The sequence below is a fragment of the Desulfovibrio sp. genome (assembly GCF_041907885.1).
GTDB lineage: Bacteria > Desulfobacterota > Desulfovibrionia > Desulfovibrionales > Desulfovibrionaceae > Desulfovibrio.
On sequence record NZ_JAYRGM010000003.1, the window covers coordinates 142,709 to 167,895 of the forward strand.

The 25,187-nt window shown below is 56.8% G+C and carries 20 protein-coding genes; 15 read left to right on the plus strand and 5 right to left on the minus strand.

All coding sequences use genetic code 11. The features are described 5' to 3' along the window. Positions 1-27 precede the first annotated feature (27 nt). Positions 28-588: a glycine cleavage system protein R gene (locus ACE3NW_RS03315; RefSeq protein ID WP_374280335.1), complete on the minus strand. Its 561-nt coding sequence runs from the start codon at positions 586-588 to the stop codon at positions 28-30. 385 nt (positions 589-973) lie between these two features. Between ACE3NW_RS03315 and lysS the strand changes: the two genes are divergently transcribed. The 10 genes from lysS (at position 974) to ACE3NW_RS03365 (ending at position 15,223) form a co-directional block, all read left to right on the plus strand. Further along, positions 974-2,479, plus strand: coding sequence for a lysine--tRNA ligase (lysS, locus tag ACE3NW_RS03320; protein WP_374280475.1), 1,506 nt, complete (start codon positions 974-976; stop codon positions 2,477-2,479). A 543-nt stretch (positions 2,480-3,022) separates the two neighbouring features. Next, positions 3,023-3,388 (plus strand): hypothetical protein, encoded by a 366-nt coding sequence (locus tag ACE3NW_RS03325; RefSeq protein ID WP_374280337.1) that lies wholly within the window; start codon positions 3,023-3,025, stop codon positions 3,386-3,388. 6 nt (positions 3,389-3,394) lie between these two features. Then, a complete protein-coding gene (locus ACE3NW_RS03330; RefSeq protein ID WP_374280477.1) occupies positions 3,395-5,116 on the plus strand; it encodes a methyl-accepting chemotaxis protein in 1,722 nt (573 codons plus the stop codon). A gap of 288 nt (positions 5,117-5,404) precedes the next feature. Next, entirely contained in the window at positions 5,405-6,631 is a 1,227-nt protein-coding gene (locus tag ACE3NW_RS03335; RefSeq protein ID WP_374280339.1) for a lipoprotein-releasing ABC transporter permease subunit, read from the plus strand. A gap of 2 nt (positions 6,632-6,633) precedes the next feature. Then, a complete protein-coding gene (locus tag ACE3NW_RS03340) occupies positions 6,634-7,320 on the plus strand; it encodes an ABC transporter ATP-binding protein (RefSeq protein ID WP_374280340.1) in 687 nt (228 codons plus the stop codon). Further along, on the plus strand, positions 7,301-10,066 hold the full coding sequence (gene bamA / locus ACE3NW_RS03345; RefSeq protein ID WP_374280342.1) for an outer membrane protein assembly factor BamA: 2,766 nt from the start codon (positions 7,301-7,303) through the stop codon (positions 10,064-10,066). The genes ACE3NW_RS03340 and bamA overlap by 20 nt, the downstream gene beginning before the upstream one ends. 209 nt (positions 10,067-10,275) lie before the next feature. After that, on the plus strand, positions 10,276-12,795 hold the full coding sequence (locus ACE3NW_RS03350; protein ID WP_374280343.1) for an N-acetylmuramoyl-L-alanine amidase: 2,520 nt from the start codon (positions 10,276-10,278) through the stop codon (positions 12,793-12,795). Between the two features lie 200 nt (positions 12,796-12,995). Next, entirely contained in the window at positions 12,996-13,541 is a 546-nt protein-coding gene (locus tag ACE3NW_RS03355; RefSeq protein ID WP_374280344.1) for an OmpH family outer membrane protein, read from the plus strand. A 103-nt stretch (positions 13,542-13,644) separates the two neighbouring features. Next, positions 13,645-14,112 carry a 3-hydroxyacyl-ACP dehydratase FabZ gene (gene fabZ, locus ACE3NW_RS03360; RefSeq protein ID WP_374280345.1) on the plus strand — a complete coding sequence of 156 codons (468 nt, stop codon included), beginning with the start codon at positions 13,645-13,647 and terminating at the stop codon, positions 14,110-14,112. Between the two features lie 10 nt (positions 14,113-14,122). Beyond that, positions 14,123-15,223 (plus strand): glycosyltransferase, encoded by a 1,101-nt coding sequence (locus ACE3NW_RS03365; RefSeq protein ID WP_374280347.1) that lies wholly within the window; start codon positions 14,123-14,125, stop codon positions 15,221-15,223. A gap of 224 nt (positions 15,224-15,447) precedes the next feature. Here ACE3NW_RS03365 and wbaP read toward each other — a convergent pair whose 3' ends face one another. Continuing rightward, positions 15,448-16,785: an undecaprenyl-phosphate galactose phosphotransferase WbaP gene (gene wbaP / locus ACE3NW_RS03370; protein WP_374280349.1), complete on the minus strand. Its 1,338-nt coding sequence runs from the start codon at positions 16,783-16,785 to the stop codon at positions 15,448-15,450. Between the two features lie 453 nt (positions 16,786-17,238). Between wbaP and ACE3NW_RS03375 the strand changes: the two genes are divergently transcribed. From ACE3NW_RS03375 to ACE3NW_RS03390, 4 genes are all read left to right on the plus strand, one after another. After that, positions 17,239-17,982 (plus strand): ABC transporter substrate-binding protein, encoded by a 744-nt coding sequence (locus ACE3NW_RS03375; protein WP_374280351.1) that lies wholly within the window; start codon positions 17,239-17,241, stop codon positions 17,980-17,982. An 83-nt stretch (positions 17,983-18,065) separates the two neighbouring features. Continuing rightward, positions 18,066-18,758 (plus strand): amino acid ABC transporter permease, encoded by a 693-nt coding sequence (locus ACE3NW_RS03380; RefSeq protein WP_374280353.1) that lies wholly within the window; start codon positions 18,066-18,068, stop codon positions 18,756-18,758. Between the two features lie 2 nt (positions 18,759-18,760). Beyond that, positions 18,761-19,519: an amino acid ABC transporter ATP-binding protein gene (locus tag ACE3NW_RS03385; protein ID WP_374280355.1), complete on the plus strand. Its 759-nt coding sequence runs from the start codon at positions 18,761-18,763 to the stop codon at positions 19,517-19,519. Continuing rightward, on the plus strand, positions 19,520-20,188 hold the full coding sequence (locus tag ACE3NW_RS03390) for an amino acid ABC transporter permease (RefSeq protein ID WP_374280357.1): 669 nt from the start codon (positions 19,520-19,522) through the stop codon (positions 20,186-20,188). Between the two features lie 104 nt (positions 20,189-20,292). Here the strand turns inward: ACE3NW_RS03390 and ACE3NW_RS03395 are convergent, their stop codons facing one another. Beyond that, entirely contained in the window at positions 20,293-20,640 is a 348-nt protein-coding gene (locus tag ACE3NW_RS03395; RefSeq protein WP_374280360.1) for a DVU0772 family protein, read from the minus strand. 72 nt (positions 20,641-20,712) lie between these two features. Continuing rightward, on the minus strand, positions 20,713-23,439 hold the full coding sequence (locus ACE3NW_RS03400; protein ID WP_374280362.1) for a tetratricopeptide repeat protein: 2,727 nt from the start codon (positions 23,437-23,439) through the stop codon (positions 20,713-20,715). Between the two features lie 84 nt (positions 23,440-23,523). On the opposite strand from ACE3NW_RS03400, the gene ACE3NW_RS03405 reads away from it, so the two are divergent. After that, the gene (locus ACE3NW_RS03405; RefSeq protein WP_374280364.1) at positions 23,524-23,889 is read left to right on the plus strand and encodes a molybdenum cofactor biosynthesis protein MoaE; all 366 of its coding nucleotides are present in this window, start codon (positions 23,524-23,526) and stop codon (positions 23,887-23,889) included. A 188-nt stretch (positions 23,890-24,077) separates the two neighbouring features. On the opposite strand, the gene secF is transcribed toward ACE3NW_RS03405, so the two are convergent. Next, positions 24,078-25,181 (minus strand): protein translocase subunit SecF, encoded by a 1,104-nt coding sequence (secF, locus tag ACE3NW_RS03410; RefSeq protein ID WP_374280366.1) that lies wholly within the window; start codon positions 25,179-25,181, stop codon positions 24,078-24,080. Between the last annotated feature and the right edge of the window lie 6 nt (positions 25,182-25,187).

Here is a 25,187-nt window from a genome sequence, read left to right on the forward strand (position 1 = left end):
CCGGCGTTTGTGTGTACGGCCCTGGTTCTAGAAGGAACTTACCCGGTGTACGGCCTCAAAAATATCGCGGTGCTGGGCGCTCACGCGCAGATCGCGCTTTTGGCCTTCGCAATCAAGCTCGCGGCGCAGGCGGCCCATGTCAACGCTGTTGGGAACCATCACCTCAAAAACAAACAGCGCGCGGTTGGTGCCGCCCTCGCCCAAAATAGCCTTGAGGCTCTCGATATTGACACCGTGGCGCGCAAACACGCGGCTCATGGCTGCAATAAGGCCTGGCTTGTCCGGGCCGTCTGCTGTAACCACAAAGGGTTCGCAGTGCAGGTCTGTTCCCCACTGCCCCTTGATGGCAGGCCGCACGAGAACGGAGAGGTCAACCTTTGAGGCTTCAAGACCTGCGCTCAGCTTGGCACGCAGATTTTCAGCGTCGGTTTCAGGTGCGGCAACAACAAATATGGCCGCGAATTCGCCAGAAAGGATTGTCTGGGTCACTTCCTCGATGTTGCAGCCAGATTCCTCAAGAATTCGGCTTACAGAGGCCACCACGCCGGGGCAGTCGCGCCCCAGGAAGGAGGCTGTAAATTTTTGCATGACACTGTCCTTGAAAAAGCCACCAGCAGAATACCGGCGGCGGTTGTTTCGTGTAAAAGGTTTTTATACACGCAAACAGGGTAAAACTTCAAGGGGGATCAGGGGCAGAATTTGCGCGGATATTGCGCCCCAGCGGCCAAATTGCAGCAACAGTGACACCGTGCGGCCTCACCATGCCGCGCCGGTGAGCGCTCCATCTACCGCAAGGCCCCCTGCCTGTAGCGTGCGAAGCAATCTTGACGCCTATGCGCGAATGGCATACCGTAACGCTCCTTTCAGGTATGGGCCATTCAGGAGTCGTTAAGTGGATAATAGGGAAAAGAAAAACAGCAAGCCTGCCGTCAAGTTGGGTACAAAGTCACAGCATGCGGGTTATTTTATGCCCATGCTGGAAAGTTTCGCCGCGCGCGAAGGCCTCAACGAAGTTGTCAAAAACCGCGTTGTCAAATCGTGCGACCTGTTGGACGCGGGCGTTCCGCTTTTTCCCAACGACTTCCGCAAAGAGCACGACGTTGCCTGGGTGCTGAACAAGTTTGGCGCTCTTGAAGGCGAAGCCCTGGACAGCCAGGAAGACGTTTTTGCCATCGCGGGCCGTATAGTTTCCTTGCGTTCTTTCGGCAAGGTGGCCTTTTTCCACATCATGGACCAGAGTGGCCGCATCCAGTGCTACGCCTCACGCGAGCACATGGACGAAGCGGGCTACATGGTGGTAAAAAAGCTTGATATCGGCGATATCGTGGGCGTTTCCGGCCACCTGTTCCGCACCAAGACGGGCGAACTGACCATTGCCTGCTGCAAAATCAAGCTCATCACGCGCTCAATGCGCCCCCTGCCCGAAAAATACCACGGGCTTACCGACATGGAAACGCGCTACCGCCAGCGCTATGTTGACCTTATCGTCACACCCCGCGCGCGCGAAATTTTCTTTAAACGCAGCCTCATTGTGCGCGAGTTTCGCCGTTTTATGGAAGACCATGGCTTCATGGAAGTAGAAACTCCCATGATGCAGCCCCTCGCGGGCGGCGCAGCGGCCAAGCCCTTCAAAACGCACCACAACGCCCTTGATCTGCCCCTGTTTTTGCGCATTGCGCCAGAGCTGTACCTCAAGCGCCTGTTGGTGGGCGGCTTTGAAAAGGTTTTTGAGCTCAACCGCAACTTCCGCAACGAGGGCATCGACACGCGCCATAACCCGGAATTCACCATGTGTGAATTTTACTGGGCCTACGCCACGTTTCAAGACCTCATGGACCTGACGGAACAGCTGTTTGCCCATTTGGCCAAGACCGCCTGCGGCACAACAGTTGTGCCCTATCAGGGTGAAATGATTGATCTCACGCCCGGCAAGTGGACGCGCCTCAGCTTTTACGATTCGCTCACGCAGATCGGCGGACATTCGCCAGAATTTTATAACGACTACGGCAAGGTCAAGGCCTATATCCGCTCGCGCGGTGAAAAGGCCGCCGACAGCGAGAGCCTGCAAAAGCTGCACGCCAAGCTGTTTGATCTGGATGTGGAAGGCAAGCTTATTCAGCCCCACTTCATCTACCACTATCCCACGGAAATTTCGCCGCTCTCGCGCCGTAACGACGAACACCCGGAACTGACCGACCGCTTTGAGCTGTTTATCACCGGGCGCGAAATATCCAACGCCTTTTCAGAACTCAACGACCCTGTTGACCAGCGCCTGCGCTTTGAAGACCAGGTACGCGAACGCGAGGCTGGTGATGACGAGGCCCACAGCATGGATCAGGACTATCTGCGCGCCCTCGAATACGGCATGCCCCCCGCTGCGGGGCAGGGCGTGGGCATTGACCGCCTGGTGATGCTGCTTACCGACTGCGCCTCCATACGCGAGGTAATACTCTTCCCCTTGCTGCGGCCCGAAATGTAGATCATATCTGCAACAAAGCCTTACTGGCTGTTTGCAATGCAACAATTTGCACACAAAGCGCTGCCTCTGGGCGGCGCTTCTTTTTTTGCAAAAATGCCTGGGCACACAAATGCGACTGAAAGTACACATGTATTGACGCAAAGGCGATGATTATACCCTGTTATTGCTGCGCTGCTTCTGCCGCGAAAACAATTTCATTGCATATTTACAGAAAACAATTTGCGGGGTATCATGCTGCACTTATCGAAAAGAATGCGTAAGTTTGGGTAAGATACTAATTCACTGTTAAATATTTCCCCCCCCTACAAATAGCCTTGCTGCTTGATCAGCAGTACTTTTTCTGCTGCTTGAAAGCTTCGTTCAGCAAGAATTGCTTTGCGATATCCAATAAAAATATCTACAATTATTAAAAACACCGGCAACAGGTATATACTATTATCCACGATTGCCGATAACGTAGCAAGAATCAGTAAAAACAGATAAAATTTTCCATACGCTTGTACTCTGTTTTTGTTTGCACATTGGTACGGCAAGGAGGCTGTTATGAAAATGGGGCTGCTGAGCAAAATGCTGCTGTCTATTCTGACTCCGGCAATTGCAGGCCTGCTGCTTGTGGCTGGCGTGGGTTACAAGATGTCCGAAGACACGTTGCGCGAGCAGATCATTAACGACGCAAGGGCCCTGTTACGTTGCCAGTCCATCGGCCTGCACGCCATGCTGCAAGTTATGGAAGAATCTCTCTCCATGGTAGCCGCCGACAACCGGGTTCGACTCTACCTGGATGCGGTCAACACCAAAATGCCTGAGGTCATGACGCGTACACTGTACGCCGATGCCGATGCCGCATTAAACAGCTTTGTGACCCTCAATTCCCAATTTGAATTTTGCGGTGTGGCGAACGCAGACTGAATAGCCATTGCCCACCATCTTTCGGGCGAAAAACACCCCAGCAAATCTGTTGGCGTAAGTTTTACCGACCGCGTGTATTACCAGCGCGGCATGAAGGGCCAAAAAACCATCGTTGGCGTTGTCAGCAAAACCACGGGCAAGATTGCTACTATCATGGGCCTGCCCATCATGGTTGACGGCAAACCTGAGGGCATCGTGTGGTCGGGCGTAGATAACGAGGAAATGGCCAAGACAACCACAAGTCAGATAGATTTTGGCTCAAGGGGCGGCATCTACGCATACGACACCAAGGGTATTGTCATGCTGCACCGCGACCCCAAGGCCTTTGGGCGCGACGACAGCAAAAAGCCACACATGGCCGAAGTTCTCAGCAAGCCTGAAGGAATGATTCGCTTTGTCGGCGACGACGGCCGCAACAAAACCGTCTTTTACAGGGCCATGCCCGATGAAGGCTGGGTTCTTTGCCTTGAGGTTGACCGGGAAGAAGTAGACGCGGACACACGTGCAATGCTGCGCAACTCCATGTTGCTCACCCTGGCAAGCGCCCTTGTGGTGGGCCTGATCATCATTCTTGCCGCGCGTGCCATTGCGCGGCTGCTCAAGGGCATCTCTGGCATGGCAGAGGCCGTGGCAGAAGGCCGCCTTGAGGCAAATGCCAACGAAAAGGCTCTGCTGATCGCGGCCACCAAGCGCCACGATGAATTCAGCATCCTTGCCACTGGCATGGAGAATATGATCAGCAATATCAAGAATCTGCTGCAGGAGAGCGAGCAAAAAGCCAGAGATGCCCAGCAGGCCACAGAAGAGGCCAAGCTTGCCACCGCCCGCGCAGAGGAGGCAGCCCACAAGGCCGAAACCGCCAAGCGCGAGGGCATGCTGGCGGCGGCTGGTCAGCTGGAAGAAGTGGTAGCCATCATTTCAACTGCCTCCAGCCAGCTGGCGTCTCAGATTTCCCAGTCGGACCAGATTGCGGCCCAATCGGCCCAGCGCCTTTCTGAGGCAGCCACGGCCATGAATGAAATGAACGCCACCGTGCAGGAAGTGGCCCGCAATGCATCGTCGGCATCCGCTGTTTCAGCAGAGACACGCGCCAATGCGGAAAGTGGCGCAGGCATTGTTGAAAGCGCTCTCAGAAGCATCGGGCAGGTGCAAACCGTTTCGCTGGCTCTCAAGGAAGACATGACCAAGCTGAACCAGCACGCGCAGGCCATCACCCAGATCATGAACGTCATCTCGGACATTGCCGACCAGACCAATCTGCTGGCCCTCAATGCCGCCATCGAGGCCGCCCGGGCGGGCGATGCAGGGCGTGGCTTTGCCGTGGTGGCAGACGAAGTGCGCAAGCTGGCAGAAAAGACCATGGCCTCCACCAATGATGTGGGCAACGCCATTGGGGCCATACAGCAAAGCGCCGCGCAGAGCGTTGCCGCCATGGATAATGCCCTGGTTGAGGTTAACACGGCAACTGAGTTCGCAAGCCAGTCTGGTGCAGCCCTGCGGGATATTGTGAGCAATGTGGAGGCCACCGCCGACCAGGTAAGCGCCATTGCCACCGCCAGTGAGGAACAGTCTGCGGCCAGTGAAGAAATCAACCACTCCATTGTGCAGGTAAATGCCATGTCGGGACAAACGGCCCAGGCCATGGGCGAGGCCACCAAGGCTGTGGCCGACCTTGCCCAGCAGGCGCGCCGGCTCAGTGAACTTATCGAGGCCATGAAGCGCGGCTAGACATAGAGAGGCAGCCGCACCGAGGCTTTCCTGGCCCGACCCCTGTCAAAATGCGTCCCCCGGCAGACTCTCGCGACCGAGTAGCTGCCGGGGGACGTTGCAAATGCGCCATGGCGCCCGCGCCCCCATGGCACGAACAGCCAACGGTGTACCCACAGGCCCATGCTCACCAGCTTTGTCAGCCGCGCAGCCACCTTGCAGGGCGGCCCGGGGGCCGGGCTTAGACAAATGCCGCAATATCTAAAATATTTCTTGAATATCAGGGCAAGGTGGGACAATATGCGGCAAATGTCATTCGAACTATTTGTTGCCCTGCGCTACCTCTTTTCGAGGCGAAAGCAGACATTCATTTACATCATATCCATCATGTCCATTCTGGGCGTGGCTATTGGCGTTGGCGCGCTGGTAGTGGTGCTTGGCGTCTACAACGGCCTCACCACCGACATGCGCGACAAAATTTTGGGGGCCAATGCCCACGCCATTGTCATGTCCTACATCCCCTCTGCCTTTGAGAGCCGTAGCGATCTGCTAGACCGCGTGCGCTCTGTCAAAGGGGTGACCGGGGCCACACCCTTTATCTACACCGAGGTCATGCTCTCGGCGGGCGGCGGCGTTAAGGGCGTGGTGCTGCGGGGTATTGATCCGCAATCTGCCCCGGCGGTGCTCTCCATGCTGCGCCAAATGCGTGCTGGCTCTGCCGCAGACCTTGAACGCGAGGGAACCCCTGGCCTCATCATCGGCGAGGAACTGGCAAAGCGCCTGGGCCTTGGCATGGGCAGCCGGGTAAATCTGCTTTCGCCCTCCGGGCAAAAAACCACTTCGGGCTACGCGCCGCGTGTGCGCCCCTTTGAAGTGGTGGGCATTTTCAAGACCGGCATGTTCGAATACGATTCTTCACTGGGCTTTGTAACCCTTGGCGCAGCGCGCGATGTGCTGGGCCTGCCAGAAAATTATCTCTCGGGTGTGGAGCTGACGGTAGACGATGTTTATAAGGCCGACAAAACTTCGGCCCTGGTTTCTACAGAGCTTGGCTCGCCCTTTTATGTACGCTCGTGGATGGAAATGAACGCCAACCTTTTTGCTGCGCTCAAGCTCGAAAAGATAGGCATGTTCATTTTGCTGGCCATGGTGGTGCTGATAGGTTCGTTTTCTATTGTCACAACACTGGTCATGCTGGTTATGGAAAAAACACGCGACATTGCCATTATAATGTCCATGGGTGCCACCAGTGGCATGATACGGCGCATATTCATGTTTCAGGGAACTATCATCGGCGTAATCGGCACGCTGCTTGGCTACGCACTGGGGCTTTCGCTCGGCTGGCTGCTCAAGCGCTACCAGTTCATCAAACTGCCCGAAAACGTCTACACGCTGGATCATCTGCCCATTATCATCAGCCTTTCCGATGTGCTTATCATCGGGGCTAGCGCCATGCTGCTGTGCTTTCTGGCCACCCTTTACCCGGCACGTCAGGCATCTCGCCTGCAACCGGCAGAAGCCCTGCGCTACGAATAGCCATGTCAGCACTCTACACTTTTTCAAATGTGGGCAAAAAATTTGCCACAGCCAGTGAAGATATCGAGATTATCAAAAATATCAGCATGGTTGTGGAAGAAGGCGAGATGCTCGCCATAGTCGGACAGTCCGGTTCCGGCAAGAGTACCCTCTTGCATCTTATGGGTGCTCTTGATACTCCAAGTTCGGGCGAGATATGTTTTGAAGGGCGCAACATGGCGCTCATGAGCGCAGACCAGAAGGCGGCCTTCCGCAACAAGACTCTGGGCTTCGTTTTTCAATTTCATCATCTGCTGCCAGAATTTTCTGCTCTGGAAAACGTGGCCATGCCGGCTATAATCGGCGGTGCGAGCCAACGCTCTGTAATGCCCCGTGCGCGAGAAATGCTTGATCGCGTGGGCCTTTCGGCGCGTATGGACAGCAAAATTGCCACTCTATCGGGCGGAGAACGCCAACGGGTGGCCATTGCACGCGCGGTTTTTATGCGACCGCGCGTTCTGCTGGCTGACGAGCCCACCGGCAACCTGGATGAAGTTACCGGAGCGCAGGTGGGCGCACTGATGAACGAACTCAACCGAGAATTGGGCATGACCCTCGTAGTGGTTACGCACAACCGAGAGCTGGCCGCAGGTATGGGCAGAACCCTGGAACTGAAAGCGGGGACCTTGTATGAGAAGAATTTTGAATAACGTGCTGTGCAAAGCTCTGAGCCTTGCCCTGCTGGCCTGCGCCACCCTGGCGCTTTCGGGTGGAGCCATGGCGGCGGAAGGCCCCCTTGTGCTTGTTTTGCCCTTTCAGGTGAACGCCGGGCCAGAACTGCCCAACGCCTCACAAGATCTGCCGCAGATGATCGCCGATCAGCTGAAGAACAACGGCATGCGCGCAGTACCCATGGAAACTGCGCGCCTGTTGCAGCGCACCAGCGGTGAATCCATCGACCTGGCTACCGCCCGCGAGCTTGGCCGCAAGGCTGGAGCCCGCATGGTCATTTATGGCAAATTCAACCAGCTCGGTCAGGGCTTCTCCATGGACACGCGCATTGTGCCTGTCTTCAGCGGAGACGCAGTACCCGCAGGCTTTGAGCGCAATTCGCTCACTGCCCTGAGCGAATGTACCGCCGCACTGGCCAAACGCGCCGCAGAAGTTGCCAACCCCGCCACCGCCGCTGAGACCGCCCCCAAGAAAGCGGACGGCCCAGCCACGCTGGTTCCCATGGGAGCCCCCACCTCTGCACACGGCGGTTTGGCCGATGTGCAGGTGCGCGGCATGAAGGTGCTTGATCCTGATACCGTGCTCATGCGTCTTACCATCCGCAAGGGTGACAGCCCCGATGCCACTGCCATCAACGAAGAAGTCAAGCGTATCTGGGATATGGGCTACTTCAGCGACGTGCAGGCCACCCTTGAGGGCAACGTGCTTGTCTTTACCGTGGTGGAAAAGCCCCGCATCGACAACATCATTGTTGAAGGTTCGGACAAGGTCAGCAAGGACGACGTGCTGGCAGCCATGGGCACAAAGAGCGGCAGCGTGCTGAACGAACAGGTGCTTTCGGACGACCTGCAAAAGATCAGCGAACTGTACCACAAAGAAGGTTTCTACCTTGCCAAGGTCACCTACCGGCTTGAAGACCGTCAGGGCGGTCGCGGTGCGGTACTGGTGCTCAACGTCAAGGAAGGCAACAAGCTCTACATCAAGGACGTCAAGATCGAGGGCATTTCCAAGCTGAACCGTGGCGACCTTGACAAATACATGGCTCTCAAGCCCCGTGGCATTTTCTCGTGGCTGACAGGCACGGGCGTGCTCAAGGACGAATACCTTGAACGCGACACCAACGCCATTGCCGCCTTTGGTCTCAACGAAGGCTATGTTGACATTCAGGTGGCCGCGCCCACCGTTGATTACCGCGATGACGGTATCTACATCACCTTTAACGTGCATGAAGGCCCGCGCTACACCGTGCGTGACGTGGTCTTTGCCGGTGATGTTATCGACAGCGAAGACAAGATGATTGAAGTTGTCCAGATGGACGACTGGAAGAAGTCTGAAAAGTACTTTTCGCTTACCGTCATGCAGGAAGACTCCAAGCGTCTGACCGACTACTACTCCGATTACGGCTATGCCTTTGCCGAAGTGGATACCAAGGTCGTGAAGGCCGATGACGGCAGCGACCAGGTGGACGTGGGCTACGTTATCACCAAGAAGCAAAAGGTCTTTATCCGCCGCCTCTCGGTCGAGGGCAATACCAAGACCCGCGACAACGTTATCCTGCGCGAAATGCGCCTGGGCGACGGCGACATGTACGAGGGTGCCAAGCTGCGCCGCTCCAACGAACGCCTTAACCGCCTGCGTTTCTTCTCTGCCGTCGATATGGAACTGATTCCCACCGAAAGGGAAGACGAAGTAGACCTTAAGGTTAAGGTCAAAGAGGCCAATACCGGCGCCATTATGGGCGGCATTGGCTACTCGTCGTACTATTCCGTGGGCGTCACCGCCTCCATAATGGAACGCAACCTCTTTGGCCGTGGCTACTGGTTGCAGTTGCAGGGCTTCTTCTCCTGGCGTCGTACATCGGGCGTGCTGTCCTTTACCAACCCCCGCCTGTACGATACCGAACTCTCCGTCGGCAACGACCTGTACTACACCCACGATTACTGGGACAACTTCACCAAGGATACCGTGGGTGACACCATCCGCCTTTCGTACCCCATTGGTGAATACACCAGCGTGGGCGGCGGTTATCGCCTTGAACGCTACACCCTCTACGATGTGGACGACAACGCATCGCCCTATATCCGCGACTACAAGGGCGTTAACTGGACGAGCGCCATTTCGGGACGTATTCTGCGCGACACCACAGACTCCAAGGAACGCCCCACCAAGGGTACGATTTCCCGTCTGTGGGCTGAATACGGCGGCGGCGGCCTTGGCGGTACAGACAACTTTATCAAGACTGTGGCCGACTGGCAGGGATTCTGGTCATTAAACCCGCAAAACACCTTCCACGTGCGTGGTCGGTTGGGCGGCGTATTCCAGAACACCGATTCCAAGGTGCCCGTGTTTGAGCGCTTCTGGGTGGGCGGCATGGATACGATCCGTGGTTACTCCTTCTCTGACCTTTCGCCCCGCGACTACAAGTACGGTGGCGACCAGATCGGCGGTGACCGCATGGGCGTTGCCAACGTTGAATATATCTGGACATTCCAGAAGGATCTTGGCCTTGCCCTGGTTCCCTTCTTCGATGCCGGTTACAACATCGACGCCAAGACCATGGGCAACGACCTCAACAAGTACATTGTGTGCTCCACCGGCCTTGAACTGCGCTGGCGTTCGCCCATGGGTGATCTGCGCATCGCCTACGGTATTCCGCTGGTGCAGGACTATGACAAGGAACGTGAATCCGGCCGCATAGAATTCAGCATGGGCCAGTTCTTCTAGCCCCTGATCTCAAGCCGCCCTGGCGGTTAATATTCGGCGCGCCGGAAGCACAGTTGTTGTGCATCCGGCGCGCTGTACGTTTGCTGGCCACAAATCACGGACGCAAGCGTCTGCCAGTCCAATCATCTGCATGGCACGCATTATGCTTAACATTCACAGTCAGCAGAGCTGATGTCAAAAAATCGACACCGTAGGCAAAAGGAAATACCGTGGCCGGAAAATCCCCCCAGCCCAAGGCTTCCGAAAAAGTTGGCAGCAACAATATGCGCAGATTGGCCCCGCCTCTGGCCTTTCTTGCTGCCCTGTGCCTCATGGTGGTGTGCTTTTACGATTCCGGCTACACATCGCTGCCCCCTACGGGCAAGCGCTATGATCTTGCCAAAGCCAGCATAGACACGCTGCGGCAGGATGAAAAACGCTCTGGCCAGCGCGAACCCTGGGAAAACCTGGCGGCAGAATTCCGCGCCATCTATGATGCCGACCCAGGCTGGCCCAACCGGCCCGCTGCCCTCTTCCGCGCGGCTGAAAGTCTCGAGGAGCTTGCGCGCCGTTCGTTTGCCAAGGGTGATGCCAAAAAGGCCATAGAATGTTACGAAGCCGTGGCTCAACGCCATGCAGACAGCCGACTGGCCGACGATGCCCTGTTTAGGGCTGCAAAGCTTCGGGCTGCGTGGCTCAAGGACGACAAGGGCGCTCTGGCTCTGCTTGAACGCATCAAAACCCAGTACCCCAAGGGGGACATGCTTTCAGAAGCGCTTGCCCTTGAAAAAACCCTTCAGGCTGCCGCCAACGGCCGCACTGCCCCAGAAGCACGACAGGTTTCCAGCACAGACGGCAAGGAACCCAAGGACGAATCCACGCCAGCAAGAGCTGCCGCGTCATCTTCGCCCTCGGCAACCGGGGCACAGGCCACAGCCAACACCGACACGGCCGCAGGCCAGATTGCCAGGGCAGGCGCGCAACAGCCATTGCCACAGGCAGAGCTGCTGCCACGCTACCGCGATGCAAAGACAAAAATGGATGCCCTGCGGGCAGACAAGGTTCGCTCGTGCTGGCGGCAACCCTGGGAAGAACTCACGGCTGAATTTCTGCGCATTTACATGAGCCGCAAAGACTGGGCCATCTCGCCCGGTGCGCTGTTCCGCGCGGCCTCAAGCCAGGAGGCCCTCTCCGACTGTTCGCATCTTGCAGACGAATACCGGCAGGCGCGCGACCTGTACCTCAAGCTGGCTCAGGAATTCCCCAAGAGCGCCCTGGCCGACGATGCCCTGCTGCGGGCAGCCGCCATTGATGCCGACCACCTCAATCAGACTGGCGAGGCACTGGAACTGCTTGATGCCATCATGGCGCTCTATTCTGGTGGCGACAAAACAGCAGAGGCGCAGGCCATGCGCAGCCGAATTGCAGGCCCGCCAGCCGCTCCGGCAGCCAATCAGGCGGCAGCCGCCACAGCCACTGGCGACAAGGCTGCCAACGCAGCGCAGATACCTGCAAAGCCCGTGGTACAGGCTCTTTCGTGGAGCTCGCTGAGCAAGAACTGTGTGGAAATTGTGCTCGAACTGAGCGCGCCCGCGCGCTTCTCCGCCAAACTTAACGGCTCTGATGGCAATACCAAAAACAGGATCGGTCAGGCTTCTCTTCAGCTGGCACTGGAAAATGCCACTGTTGAAAAAGATGTGCGCAAGGGTGTGAACATACGCGGCAGCCTGTTCAAGGGCATGAGCGTCAGCAACGGCAAGAGCGGCGAAACTCTGCTCAACTTCAATTTTCAGGATGCCCGCCGCTTTGACACCCGTACCGAATCAAACCCCTGCCGCATCATCCTGCGCGTTGCCAGCGGCACAACACTGCTGCCGCCTGTCAGCAACGGCAAGGGTGGTTTTGCCCAGGCCCAGCCCGAAACACAGGCGCAGCCAGAAGTACAGGCCCAGCCTGCGGTTACCGGCAATGCCTCGCCAGCCGAGGCCCCTTCACCGCGCCTGGTACGCGACATGGCCCGCCAGCTTGGCCTGACCGTGCGTACGGTCTTTATCGACGCCGGTCACGGCGGGCGTGACCCCGGAGCCAACCACAATAATGTGCTTGAACGCGCCATATCGCTGGATGTGGCCCTGACACTTGGACGTTTGCTTGAGGCCAACGGGCTCGATGTGGTCTACAGCCGCACAGCCGACAAATCCGTTTCCCTGCGCGATCGCACGGCCATGGCCAACGCCGCCGGGGCAGACCTCTTTGTTTCCATCCACGTCAATGCCAACGACGACGCCTCTGTGCAGGGCTTTGAAACATATTACCTCGACATTGCCAGCAATCCCGAAGCAGCCCGGCTGGCAACACTTGAAAACGCCGACGGCGAACACAAACTCGGCGACATGCAAAAGATGCTGGCCGATGTCATGCTCAACGCACGGGTGGACGAATCACGCCATCTGGCACAGGACATTCAGCGCCTTGCGCAGTTCCGTTTTAAGCGGCGACAGTTTGAAACAAAGGACAACGGCATCAAGTCTGCGCCCTTCCTCGTTTTACTTGGCGCGCAAATGCCTGCCGTACTGGTTGAAATCGGCTATTGCACCAATAAGGATGAAGCAGCCCGACTGCTTTTGCCCAAGTACCGCATGACTCTGGCCGAAGGGCTGGCCGAAGGCATTCTTGCTTACAAGGACAGGCTTCTCAAGCGGCGGACAGTCCAGAATTCCTTGACGCAAGAGGGCGCTGGTGCTATGTGAGGCAAGTAATTTCAACTACGTGTTTTTGGGCTGTATCATAGCAAATAACTGTTTATTCGTACACCGCAGATAGTTATGGCTGTTTTGCAAAATGTAGTTCATAGTTGCAGGCAGCAGAGGCATCTTCTCTTACGGCGCGCGGGTCATCCCAGTTCCGCAAGGACGACATAACAAATCAGCATTGGGGAAGGAGAACTTTCATGCGCAAGGTTTTGATGACGGCTGTTGCGGTTGGCTTGTTGCTTGCCGGACAAGTCTATGCTGCTGACGGCGGCGCCGTGCCCGCAGCCAAGATCGGTGTTGTTGACATGCAGACCGTGGCGACACAGAGCGTACCCGCGCAGGCCGCCAAAACAACAATGGAAAACAAGTTCGGCAACGAACGCAACGAGCTTGAAAAGCAGGGCGAAGCCCTGAAGAAAAAGGCCGAAGCTCTCAAGAACCCCAAGGCCAGCGAAGAAAAAAAGCTGGACTTCATCCGTTCCAAGCAGGACCTGGATCAGAAGACCCGCAACTTTCTGCGCAAGGTTGAGCAGGAAGAAGTCAAGCTTCGCCAAGACATGGTTACCCTCGTCTTCAGCGCAACCTACGAAGTTGCCCGCGCCAAGGGCTTTAACTTTGTGGTGGACGTGACCGCCGGTGGCGTGCTGTACGCCGACCAGTCCATGGATCTGACCCAGGACGTGCTGTCCGAAGTGAACAAGATCTACAAAGAAAAAGCCAACGACAAGGGCGGCAAGAAATAAAGCCCTCTGCCGGTAAATTATCAGGCCTCTCAACCCGGAAGGGCCGAGAGGCCTTTTTTTATGCCGCTTTGAGCGGCAAAGCACACAATATTCAGGAGGCCCCATGCAGGATACTACCCCCCAGAACATGAGCATGGACATACAGCGCATCTTGCGCCTGCTGCCCCACCGCTATCCCTTTTTGCTGGTAGACCGGGTGGTGGAGTGCGTTCCTGGCTCGCACATTCGGGCCTATAAAAACGTTACTTTCAACGAGCCATTCTTTCAGGGGCACTTTCCCGGCGCGCCCATAATGCCCGGCGTGCTCATTCTTGAAGCTCTGGCGCAGACTGGCGGCCTTTTGGCTGTTTCTGGCATGGAGAGCATTGACGACAAGCTCTTTTTGTTCACCGGCCTCGACGGCGTCAAATTTCGCAAGCAGGTAGTACCCGGCGACAGGCTTGAACTTGAATGCAGCAATCTGCGCATGAAGCTCAAGCTGTGCAAGATGGAAGCCCGCGCCTATGTGGACGGCAAGCTGGCCGCCGAAGCCCTGATTACTGCTGCCATTGGCGACAGGCCCAAGAGCTAGGGGGCATTGCATGCGTGTGGCAATAGTCCACTACTGGCTGGTGACCATGGCTGGTGGCGAAAAAGTGCTCGAAGCCCTTTGCCGCATGTACCCCCAGGCCGACCTGTTCACCCACGTGGTGGACCGTGCCCGGCTCTCCGAGGTCATTACTTCGCACAACATACAGACAACATTTATCAACCGGCTGCCCGGCAGCAAAAAGCATTACGCGCGCTATCTGCCCCTGATGCCCCTTGCCCTTGAGCAGCTTGATCTCACCGGCTATGACCTGGTCATTTCCAGCGAATCCGGCCCCGCCAAGGGCGTTATCACGCGGGCGACCACGCCCCACATATGCTACTGCCACTCACCCATGCGCTACCTGTGGGACAGCTGGGCAGAATATCTCGAAAATGCCGGCCACATCACCCAGTGTGGCATGCGCCTGCTGCTGCCGGGGCTGCGGCGGTGGGATCTGGCCAGCTCTTTCAGGGTAGACCATTTTGTGGCCAATTCGCGCACGGTTGCCCGCCGTATCCGCAAGCACTGGCGGCGCGAGGCGGCTGTGGTGCATCCGCCGGTAGACCTGACCGCCCACCATCTGCGCGCTCAGCAACAGGGCGAGCACTATATCTGCCTTGGCCGCCTGACCGGGTATAAAAGGGTAGATCTGGCTGTGGAAGCCTGCACGCGCCTGTCGCGCCCTCTGGTTGTCATTGGCGAAGGCGAAGAGATGGAAAATCTCAAAAAAATTGCAGGCCCGACCATCCGTTTTCTTGGCCGCCTGAACGATCAGGAAGCTCAGGCTGTGCTTGCCCGCAGCAAGGCCCTGATTTTTCCCGGCGAAGAAGACTTTGGCATTGTGCCTCTGGAGGCCATGGCAACGGGAGTGCCCGTTCTGGCATACGCCAGGGGCGGCGCTACGGAAACAGTTGTCGATGGGGTCACAGGGCTGTTCTTTAACGAGCAGACCGTTGAAGCCGTTGAGGCCGCCATTGTCGATTTTGAAAACCGCGAAGCCTCTTTTGATCTGCACGCATTGCGCAGCCATGCGGAGAATTTTTCCGAAGAGCGCTTTCGGCGGGAGTTTTATAAAGAAGTGGAGGCGGCCAGCGCCGCTGTTGCCCGCTAACCACAACCAACAAGCTGCGCCAGTTCCCCTTGCGGGGCTATGCGAAACGAAAAAGACCTGCTGGTTTTCCTGAATGCATCAGGCAAACCAGCAGGTCTTTTTGTGTCTTTATTGCCGCGTCACCCGCGCTGCGGGCTCCCCCTTGTGCGCATACCGCGCAGGGGCGCATAGCCCGCCGGGGTTGGGGGGGCGCAATCGGGCCCACGCCAATCAGGCCTGGCCCGTCAGTAAGCGCCGTAACCCGTTATGACCACGGGAATCGTCTTGGCCAGAATCCACAGATCCATCCAGACAGACCAGTTGTTGATATAATAGTGGTCAAAGGCCACGCGCTCGGCATAGGTGGTATTGTTGCGGCCAGAAATCTGCCACAGCCCGGTTATGCCTGGCCGAACCAGGCCGTATTCTTCGTAAACCGGGCCATATTTTTCAATTTCTTTCGCCACAATGGGGCGCGGGCCCACAAGGCTCATGTCGCCGATAACAACGTTAAGCAGCTGCGGCAGCTCATCCAGACTCACCTTGCGCAAAAAACGCCCCACGCGGGTAACACGCGGATCATTCTTGAGCTTGTGGTCCTTTATCCACTCTGCCCGCAATTCGGGGTTGTCCTCAAGCACCTTTTTGAGCACTTCGTCAGCATTTTCCATCATGGTGCGAAACTTGAAAATCCGAATCTCGCGCCCTCCCCGGCCAATACGCCGCTGGCGGTAAAAAACGGGGCCACGGCTGTCCAGGCGGATGGCCAGTGCCAGCAGCAGGCCCAGAGGCAGCAGAACAACACCGCCCATGGCGCAGAGCAGCACATCCATAAAGCGTTTGACCCGCAACCGGCGCTTGTCGCGCAGGTTTTGCCGCACTTGCAGCCCCACGGCAGAACCAAGGTCGCGGGGGGTCAGCCAATGGGCGCGAAAGCCGTCGTTAAACGAAGGCACAATAAGGATACGCTCAAAAAATCTGCTGGCTTCTGTAACATAATCGAGGCTTTGCCCCTGATCTGCCTTTTGCAGAATCATGGCCATGGCCTTGGGGTTTGACTGCGAGGCCTTGGCAAAAAGCTCGCGCACAGACTCAACCGTTGTAGGCAGGGCAAACATGGAGATGGGGCGCAAGCCGCGCTCTGGCCTGCGCTTGAGATAGCGCCAAAAATCGCGCCCGGCGTTGCCGGTGTCAAAGATGATCAGGGGGCGGCCCCACCAGCGCTGACGCACAAAAAGACGGCGGCACAGACTGCGCGTAATGGGCAGCACAAAAACCGTGGCAGCCCAACTGCCCGCAATCACAATGCGCGAGTACGCATCGCCGGTTTTGGAAAGAAACAGCACAGCCAGAATAATGCCGTACATGAGGCTGGTGAGCTGAAACAGGGCCTTGAGCTCACGGTGCGGGGGCAGGCTTATGCTCTGATAAAGGCCAAGTCCGGCAGCCATGACCGGCCCCATAAAAAGCAGTGGCAGCGCCCACTGGTACAGGGCAGGCTCCACATTGCCAAAGGCGGCGCGCACTAAAAAAACCGCAATGGCCGTTCCAAGAATGGCCATGAGGTCAAAGAAACACAGCATGGATTTTTGCGGGGAAAGGCCGCAAGCCAAAAGCGCCCTGACCCAAAAGGGAGATTGTTTCATGCGAGGAGGCGCTGTGCCGATAGGGCCGACACTACGTTTGTGCGCGGCAGGCCGCGCCGTTGTAAAAGATGCTCCAACTTCAACTTCATAATGTTATGCTCTTTCTTGACAAAGCACAAGAATTCCACCGTTACCCTGGGTTTGATGCCCCGGCTAAGCCCGTGCGGTCGGCAAAGGGGCACGTGCCCGATTGCCCTCTGCCCACGCTCTGCGGGGCCTGCCGCCCTGCGCCCTTGCGCCACAAGCTTCCTTCTGTTACAGAAAGACCTTGTTTTCAGTGGCCGCGCGGTGTCGGCACAAGTGCCCGCCGTGCAGGGATGCGCAACAGTCGCCAACGGGCGATTGCATGGCCGCATGTCCGTCCTGTCATTTCCGAGGGGGAAATTGAACATGAAGAAGCTTTTCGTCTGCGCCCTGCTGGCCACCGTGCTGGCTGCCGTACCCGCATTTGCCAAAAAGGCCTATGTCAACGGCATCGATCCCGACTATCCTCCCTTCGCCTATGTTGACGAAAAGACCGGGCAGCCCGCCGGTTTTGACGTTGATTCCATGAACTGGATAGCCAAAACCATGGGATTTGAAGTTGTTCACAAGCCCATGGCGTGGGACGGCATCATTCCCGCCCTGCTCGCCAAGCAGATCGACATGGTTGATTCCGGCATGAGCATCACTGCCGAGCGCGCCAAGGTTGTGCAGTTCTCCAACCCCTACTGGACCGTCTCGCGCGTGTTTGTTGTGCCTGCCGACTCCAAGCTGACCCCCGCCGACATTCTGAGCAAAAAAATCCAGCTCGGCGTGCAGCGCGGCACATCTGAAGCCAACGACATCAAGAAAGAGCAGGAAGAAAAGAAGTATCCTTTTGAACTGCGCTTTTACGAATCCTCGCCCCTGGCCGTGGAAGACCTGCTGAACGGCCGCATTCAGGCTGCCCTGATGGACGAACTGCCCGCCAACAACGCCATTGAAAATGGCCGCGCTGTCAAAAAGGCCGGCACTCATGGCGAACCCGACCAGTTCGGCGTTGCCATGCGCAAAGAAGACAAAGAACTGCAAAAGCTGGTAAACGAAGGCTATAAGAAGCTTATTGCCGATCCTTACTGGAAAGAACTGCAGAAGAAATACCTCAGCAAATAACGGACGCGCACGCGCCCACACGTCAAGCGCGAACCGCCTGAAACCGGACGGTTCGCGCTTGCGCGGAAAAGGCCTCACCATTCATGAATTCACTGCTTGTGGTATACAACGCCCTGCCCTCCATTCTGTCTGGCGGTCTGGTTACGGTGGGTAACGTCACCCTGTCGCTGACCATGGGGCTGCTGCTGGGCGTGCCCATGGCTGTGGCCCAGGTTTACGGCGGGCCCTGGCTGCGGCGTCTTGTGGCGTTGTATGTGTGGTTTTTCCGGGGTGTGCCCATTCTGGTACTGCTGTTTCTTTGCTACGGCCTGTTTATCAGCCTTGGCATCACCCTCGACCCGTTTTTTATCTGCTGCATTGTTCTTGGCAGCACCAGCACGGCCTACCAGTCGCAAATTTTTCGGGGCGCCATAGAAAGCCTGCCCCACGGTCAGCTCAATGCCGCGCGCGCCCTTGGCATGCGCGAAAGCACCGGCATCTGCACCATCATTTTGCCGCAGGCACTGCGTCTTTCCATACCCGGCTGGGCCAACGAATTTTCCATTCTGCTTAAAGATTCGGCCATCTGCTTTGTGCTCGGCACGCAGGATATAATGGCCCGCACTTCGTTTGTGGCGGCCAGAACCCACGAGCATCTGGCCCTGTACGCCACGGCGGGCGTGCTGTATTTTGTGCTGACGCTGGCGGTGCTCAGACTGTTGCGCTGCCTGGAACAAAAAGTCCATGTGCCCGGCTATTCCTCTGGAATCGGCATGGAAGGCATGGGTATGGGATAAGCATGAGCGTTGACCAACAAGCGGTATTGCAGGTTAAAGGCATTTCCAAAATGCTGGGCGGCAAGCCCATTCTGGACAATTGCAGCCTTACGGTGAACCGGGGAGAGCTTAAAGTTCTCATCGGGCCTTCTGGTGCGGGCAAAAGCACCCTGCTTCAGAGCATCAACTGCCTTATCCCCCCAGATTCTGGCGAGATCTACCTCGAAGGCAAGCTGCTCAACCGGGCAGACAAGGCAGCCCTGTGCGCCTTTCGTGCTCAGGTGGGCATGATCTTTCAGGATTTCAATCTGTTTGACCACCTTACCGCCGAAGAAAACGTGGCCATTGCCCTGCGCAAGGTGCGCGGCATGTCTGCCAGCGATGCGCGCAAGCGTGCCCAGGAAGAACTGGCCCGCGTTGGCCTGGCCCGTCGTGCCACACTGTACCCCGCCCAGCTTTCTGGCGGCCAGAAGCAGCGTGTGGCCATGGCACGCGCCCTGGCCATGGATCCCAAGGTCATCCTGCTCGACGAACCGACCTCGGCCCTTGATCCCGAACTGGTGGGCGAAGTGCTGGCCGTTATCCGCGATCTTGCCAGCGGCGGCATGACCATGGTTATGGCCACACACCAGATGGATTTTGCCAGAGCCCTTGCCACTGAAATTGTTTTTATGGAGCACGGCAAACTTATCGAACAGGGTTCGCCCGCCGATCTGCTGGCCGAAGGCTCCAACACGCGCACCCGCGACTTTTGCCAGCGGTTGCTGGAGATGGGGGCCTAAGTGCTGGATACGGCCTTTTTCAGCAGCCAGCTTTTGCCAGCGCTCAACAAGGGGCTGCTGGTTTCGCTGGCGCTTATTGTGCCCGCAGGAACCCTTGGCTTTGTGGGCGGCGTGCTGCTTGGCTGCGCCCGCGCCTTTGGCCCCCTGTGGCTGCGCCGCCTCGGCAACGGCTATACCTCGCTCATACGGGGCGTGCCCCTGGCCGTGCAGCTTATGATGATCTACTACGCCCTGCCCAAGCTTGGCATTTTCTTTTCGCCCTTTGGTGCGGCACTTACCAGCTTTACCCTGTGTACGGCCGCCTATCAGTCAGAATATGTGCGCGGAGCCCTGCTTTCCATCAGGCAGGGACAGGTGCGCGCGGCTCAGGCCCTAGGTTTCAGCCAGTGGCAGACCGTGGCCTGGATCATCGTACCACAGGCGGCACGCCGTGCCCTGCCAGGCTGCGGCAACGAGATAATCTATCTCATCAAGTACAGCTCGCTGGCCTATCTGGTTACCTGCATGGAGCTGATGGGTGAAGGCAAGGTGGTGGCTTCCGATACATTTCGCTTCACCGAGGTCTTTATAGCCGTTGGGGCGTACTATCTTGCCATGGTTACCCTGGCCACCTTTTTGCTGCGCTGGCTCGAGGAGCGTTTTCGTATCCCCGGTTTTGGAGCCCGCTAATCCGGCATCCGCACCACTTACGCACTCAAAAGGCCCGCTTTCGCGGGCCTTTAAACATTGCGCACCTTGTGTGCAGGGCTGGCTTTACGGGGCTGCCTGGGGGATTAATCCTGCCCAAGCTCTCTCTTGAGCCAGGACTTTACCTCTGGCGTGGGCTCGCTTATGCCCCGCCACACCCCGTGTACCTTGCGGTAGTCTTCTTCCAGTCCCTGCGGCAGGGGAACGGTAATCAGATCATCCGCCCGTTCAGAGTTGCGCCTTACCAGGCGTATGACCGGCGGTTCCTGCCAGCTGTCCACCACAAAGTAGTGGGACACATCGTCCTTGGAGCGCACCGGCGGATACTCAGAATGCCAGTCATTGTTGCCCCATTCCAGATACATGGTGACTGCGTGTTCGGGGGAGAGGTTCCAGTCTATATTGTAAAGAGAAAAATCCTTCAGGCTTGTCATGGCTTCCTCCTTTTGACTTGATTTATTAATAACCATTATTGATAAATTAAGCAAGAGGTCTGCCCGATATTCCTATTTTCTGTTGGCCTGTTCGGCCTCTTCCCGCTGGTTCTTCCTTGCCCGCTCTGCCTCCAGACGTCTCTGGTTGCGGATACGGTCAAGGCGGGTCTGCTGGGCCTGCTCTCGCTGTTGCCGCGCTTCTTCAAGCAGTTTTTCGCGCTTGCGTTCAAAAACCAGGGTGGTGCGCAGGGCCGATGTGCCCAGCGACACCATGGTCACAATCAATATGAGAATCTTTTGGATGGACCAGGGTTCGGATCCCAAAATATCCTTGAGCCAGCCCAGATGCACCGCCTCGCCCCAAAAATACACCATGGGTACGGCGATAAAGCAGAGCAGCAGGCCCACGGCTTCTATCCACATAAAAGTTTTGAGCAGGGTGAGGCCAAAAAGCGTACCATCGCGCACCATGCGCAAAAACTGCAAGCGCTTGCGTAGACTGCGCAGCAACTCGGCAAGGTGCGGCGTTTCGCCCTGCGCTTTTTTGAAAGATTCTGCTTCCTTAAAGTTGCACGAAAACGCGCGGTTGATGATGCCCGCGCTCTCGTTGAATTCCTGGCTGAACTCGCGCAGCGCGGCGGGAAAGGGAAACCAGGAGGCTTCGTCACGAATTTCCTGCAAGATATCAAGGTAATACTTGTACCTGTTGCGCAGGTCTTCTACCTCGCGGGCGATGCATTCTTCCATTTCCTTTTCAATACCGGGCCGCACTTCCACGATGTTGAGAAAGGCAAGGTAGTTGTTGATGCTGGCCTGTGCCTCAAGATCGCGCACCTTCATGCCCAGTTGCAGTTGCACTGGGTGCTCTGGCGCAAACCATGCATCGAGGCGCTTGCTGATTTCGACAACCCGCGCCCGGTCTGCATCGGCGCATTGTTTGGCCTCATTCCACAGGTCATAGAGCGCAGACAGTATCAGCAGACGCCCGCGCTCCAGCGATGGATCAATAAGCACGCGGTTGAAATACGTGGGCTCCTCGCGGATAAGCTTGATCAGCTGGTCCAGAATAGGCTCGCAAAAACCCATCTTAACCTGACAGACAATCTCGCGGTACTTTACTTCACGCCAGTGGGGCATGACGCGCCATATCTGGGTGTACTGCTCGATAGCCTGACTCAGCAGGCCCTGTTCTTCGGCAAGGCGTGCGAGAAAAAACTCGTTCCAGGCCTGTAGCGCAGGCGAAGGCGTCAGTAGGGCTGCGTTGCGGAATGAGGCCTCTGCGCGGGCGTAATCATTGCGCTCAATGTAGGTAAAGGCCAACACCATATGCAGGCGGGGGTCGCGCTGATGGCGCGTAATGGCCTGCGTGATCTTTTTTTCAAGCGAGCTCAGGTCTGACGGCGCAGTGGTTATGAGCTTGTCCAGCAGATCCCACGCGGGGCTGTCGTCGCGGGTGGGCTCCATTTCGCCCGGTTCGGGCTCGCGCATGCGGTACAGCCAGTGCCGGGGAACATTGCGCAACTGGCAGGCGGCGTTGATCTCAAGTACAGCGCGCAGCACCACGGCGGCATCGTCCTCGCCAGCCAGCACCGCAGCGTACCCGCCCGCGCCCTTCTCCGTCAGGGCCAGTTCGATGGCGCGAAAACCTTCGTTGATGGCGTCGAGATCGAGCTTGCCCAGGTTTTCCCACACGTCTGCCCCGGACGTAGCGCCCAGACGCGTGGGACAATCGGCAGATTCGTGGCTGTGGATGCCGCAATACACGCAGCCAACGCCAGATGCGGTTGGCGTGGTGAGGCGGCTGGGCATGAGCAGATTGAGCGAACGCCCGCTGAGACTGTTCTCGTCCAGCATCACGTTGCACCAGCTGTCCATGGCCATCTGTTCGCCGGTAAAACGCAGATCACGTACCGTAAAGCCCTCGCCCAGCAGATAGGCATTGCGATAGCTCAGGTAGGGAAAATCCGGCATGAGATTATCCCACTGCAAGCCAATCTTTTTGGGCAGATCTGCATTGAAATTCAGGTTATTGCGGTCGGCAACAACACTCACGCAGGGCCAGTGGCCCGAATTTTCCTTATTGTTCTTGTCGATGCTGTGCAGATAGTCGCGCATGAAGGTGCGCAACATCATGAGGTTATCAATGGAAATCATCATGAACGTATTGTCCACGATGGATTTGATCTTGTGTTTTTGCAGCAGGGCTTCGAGCCGCTTGAACATGGCTGTCCAGCCGGTCTGAAATGCCTTGTCCAGCGGGCTTCCCAGGGGATGCAGCACCGCAAACCACGACTGGGTCGAGGCATAGGGCATGCGCACATCTACCGTCATGGAAGCCCATTCAACGCTGGCCATGCCCTGTCGCCCAGAACGGCGCTCAAAGGTGATGCCCGGCAGACCCTTTTTTCCCTCGCGGCTTTTGGGGTGAACCCATATTTCCAGGCTGTCTGTCACCACAATCTGCTGGGCCTGCAATGCGCCGTCCAGCAGCAGATTAACCTCACGCTTGCGGCCAAACTGCAAGCGCCCAGGAAAAAGCTCAATGGCAACAGGCAATTCGTTAAAGTTGCCCCACACCATCAGACGCGCCAGAGCCAAAAAAACATCGTCGGTAAAGAAAAACCAGATGGATTGCTCTTCTTCCTCACCCACCAGCATGCCACCGTAGTTCAGCAGCGTCTGGCCCACGGCGGGCGCGAGTTTATCGTGCCAGCTCACCCACACCACATGCCCCATGGTGCTCATGCGCACATCAATGTTGCTCGGCAGGCGTGATAGTAACTGCGATAAATGCGCCATGAAAAATTCCTTTATGCAAAGGCTGCTATGCTGTAGCCTGAAACGAAAGGCGTTGATCGAGCCAATAAAACCAAGGCGGTTTTTATGGATGTTAACAAAACTCTTCAGGAACTCAAAGCCCGTCCCGGCTTCGCCGATAATGTGGGCATGATGCTGGTACACAACGGTGTTGTACGCAGCTGGTCACGTGCTGACCATGCCCCGGTTACCTCGGTGAGGGTTTCGCACGACACGGCAAAAATGGACGCGATCTGCCGCGAAATGGAAAAACAGCCCGGCATTTTTGCCATTGTTGCGCAGGCACAAGAAGGGCTGCTCAAACCTGGGGATGATCTGCTGCTTCTGGTTGTGGCTGGCGACATTCGCGAGCATGTCAAAGCCACCTTTGCAGAACTGCTCGACCGTATCAAGGCCGAGGCGGTCATCAAACAGGAATTTCACGAGGAATAAGACTGCTCCTGCTTATTTTCTTATCGGTCGATGCAGCAAAAAGGCATGCCCTGGGCATGCCTTTTTTACATTGCGGCCGCCTGCAACGTGGCGGTTGTTTTGCCCGCCAAACAACAGAGCTCCCCGAAAAAAATTCCGGGGAGCTCTCCATATTTCAGACCACGCCATGCGCGGTCTCAAGATGCAAATTACACCACGCCGTTTTCGCCGGGGCGTTCATACTTTACACTTTCCTGAGCGCGATGCGTATAGAAGCCAACATCGCCCAATGCCAGCAAAATGGCAGACGACACATAGATGGACGATGCCGTACCCACAAAAACGCCAATGAGCATGGTCAGCGCAAAATCATGAATAACGCCGCCGCCAAGTACAAAGAGTGAAAGCGTGGCAAGCAGGGTTGTACCGCTGGTTAAAATGGTACGTGAAAGCGTCTGATTGACACTAAAGTTAATCAGGCTTGCCATGCTGTGCTGTGCCCCAGCCCTGAGGTTTTCACGCAGCCGGTCGTACACGATGATGGTATCGTTGAGCGAGTAGCCCACCAGCGTCAGCAGGGCCGCCATGACGTTGAGGTCTATCTCGACCCCCATCAGAGACAAAAGCCCCAGCGTGATACTGACGTCGTGCAGCAGGCCAACAATCGCCCCAAGCGCAAAGTTAAGCTTGAGGAGAAAGCAGACCACCAGCGTAATGCCAAGCGAAAGCAGCACCAGCCAGCCCATGCCAAGCCCGGTAAGCCCGGCAAGGTACATACCACCCCAAAGAGCTGCGGCCATGATCGCGCCAGCCATCCAGCGCTGCTCGAACCGGCCAGAGATGTACACGGCGATGAGCAATACCGAATAATACAGTGCCGCAAGCGCCTTGTTGGTCAAATCTGCGCCAACCTTGGGGCCCACAACCTCAAGACGCTGAATTTCAGCCTTGTTGTCAGGAAAGGCACTGGCCAGGGTGTCAATTAGCGCAGTGCGCAACTGGCTGGCATTGGCATTTTCTGACTGCGAAAAACGCAGCAGATAATCCCGGTCGCCATCGCCAAAACGCTGGGTGGTGATGCCCGGCAAAGCCGGAACATCGAGACTTTTCTTGAGGGCCTCGTCCTTCACCGGCTGCACAAACTGAACCTGTGCGATAACGCCGCCCGCAAAGTCGATGCCCATTTTAAGGCCCTGCCCCATCAACATCGAAGCAAGCCCAAGCAAAACCAAGGCCACAGAAATACCGTAAGCCCAGTAGCGCTTGCCAATAAAATCAATATTGGTACCGTGTTTGATAAATGCGAAACCCATAGTTGC

Excerpts from the sequence above, each read along its gene's own strand:
- ACE3NW_RS03385 (WP_374280355.1), top strand. The coding sequence starts at position 18,761 with ATGAGCGTTGACCAACAAGCGGTATTGCAGGTTAAAGGCATTTCCAAA.
- ACE3NW_RS03365 (WP_374280347.1), top strand. The coding sequence starts at position 14,123 with ATGCGTGTGGCAATAGTCCACTACTGGCTGGTGACCATGGCTGGTGGC.
- ACE3NW_RS03375 (WP_374280351.1), top strand. The coding sequence starts at position 17,239 with ATGAAGAAGCTTTTCGTCTGCGCCCTGCTGGCCACCGTGCTGGCTGCC.
- wbaP (WP_374280349.1), bottom strand. The coding sequence starts at position 16,785 with ATGCTGTGTTTCTTTGACCTCATGGCCATTCTTGGAACGGCCATTGCG.
- ACE3NW_RS03395 (WP_374280360.1), bottom strand. The coding sequence starts at position 20,640 with ATGACAAGCCTGAAGGATTTTTCTCTTTACAATATAGACTGGAACCTC.
- ACE3NW_RS03325 (WP_374280337.1), top strand. The coding sequence starts at position 3,023 with ATGAAAATGGGGCTGCTGAGCAAAATGCTGCTGTCTATTCTGACTCCG.
- ACE3NW_RS03405 (WP_374280364.1), top strand. The coding sequence starts at position 23,524 with ATGGATGTTAACAAAACTCTTCAGGAACTCAAAGCCCGTCCCGGCTTC.
- ACE3NW_RS03335 (WP_374280339.1), top strand. The coding sequence starts at position 5,405 with ATGTCATTCGAACTATTTGTTGCCCTGCGCTACCTCTTTTCGAGGCGA.
- secF (WP_374280366.1), bottom strand. The coding sequence starts at position 25,181 with ATGGGTTTCGCATTTATCAAACACGGTACCAATATTGATTTTATTGGC.
- fabZ (WP_374280345.1), top strand. The coding sequence starts at position 13,645 with ATGCAGGATACTACCCCCCAGAACATGAGCATGGACATACAGCGCATC.
- ACE3NW_RS03400 (WP_374280362.1), bottom strand. The coding sequence starts at position 23,439 with ATGGCGCATTTATCGCAGTTACTATCACGCCTGCCGAGCAACATTGAT.
- ACE3NW_RS03315 (WP_374280335.1), bottom strand. The coding sequence starts at position 588 with ATGCAAAAATTTACAGCCTCCTTCCTGGGGCGCGACTGCCCCGGCGTG.
- ACE3NW_RS03380 (WP_374280353.1), top strand. The coding sequence starts at position 18,066 with ATGAATTCACTGCTTGTGGTATACAACGCCCTGCCCTCCATTCTGTCT.
- bamA (WP_374280342.1), top strand. The coding sequence starts at position 7,301 with ATGAGAAGAATTTTGAATAACGTGCTGTGCAAAGCTCTGAGCCTTGCC.
- ACE3NW_RS03355 (WP_374280344.1), top strand. The coding sequence starts at position 12,996 with ATGCGCAAGGTTTTGATGACGGCTGTTGCGGTTGGCTTGTTGCTTGCC.
- lysS (WP_374280475.1), top strand. The coding sequence starts at position 974 with ATGCTGGAAAGTTTCGCCGCGCGCGAAGGCCTCAACGAAGTTGTCAAA.
- ACE3NW_RS03340 (WP_374280340.1), top strand. The coding sequence starts at position 6,634 with ATGTCAGCACTCTACACTTTTTCAAATGTGGGCAAAAAATTTGCCACA.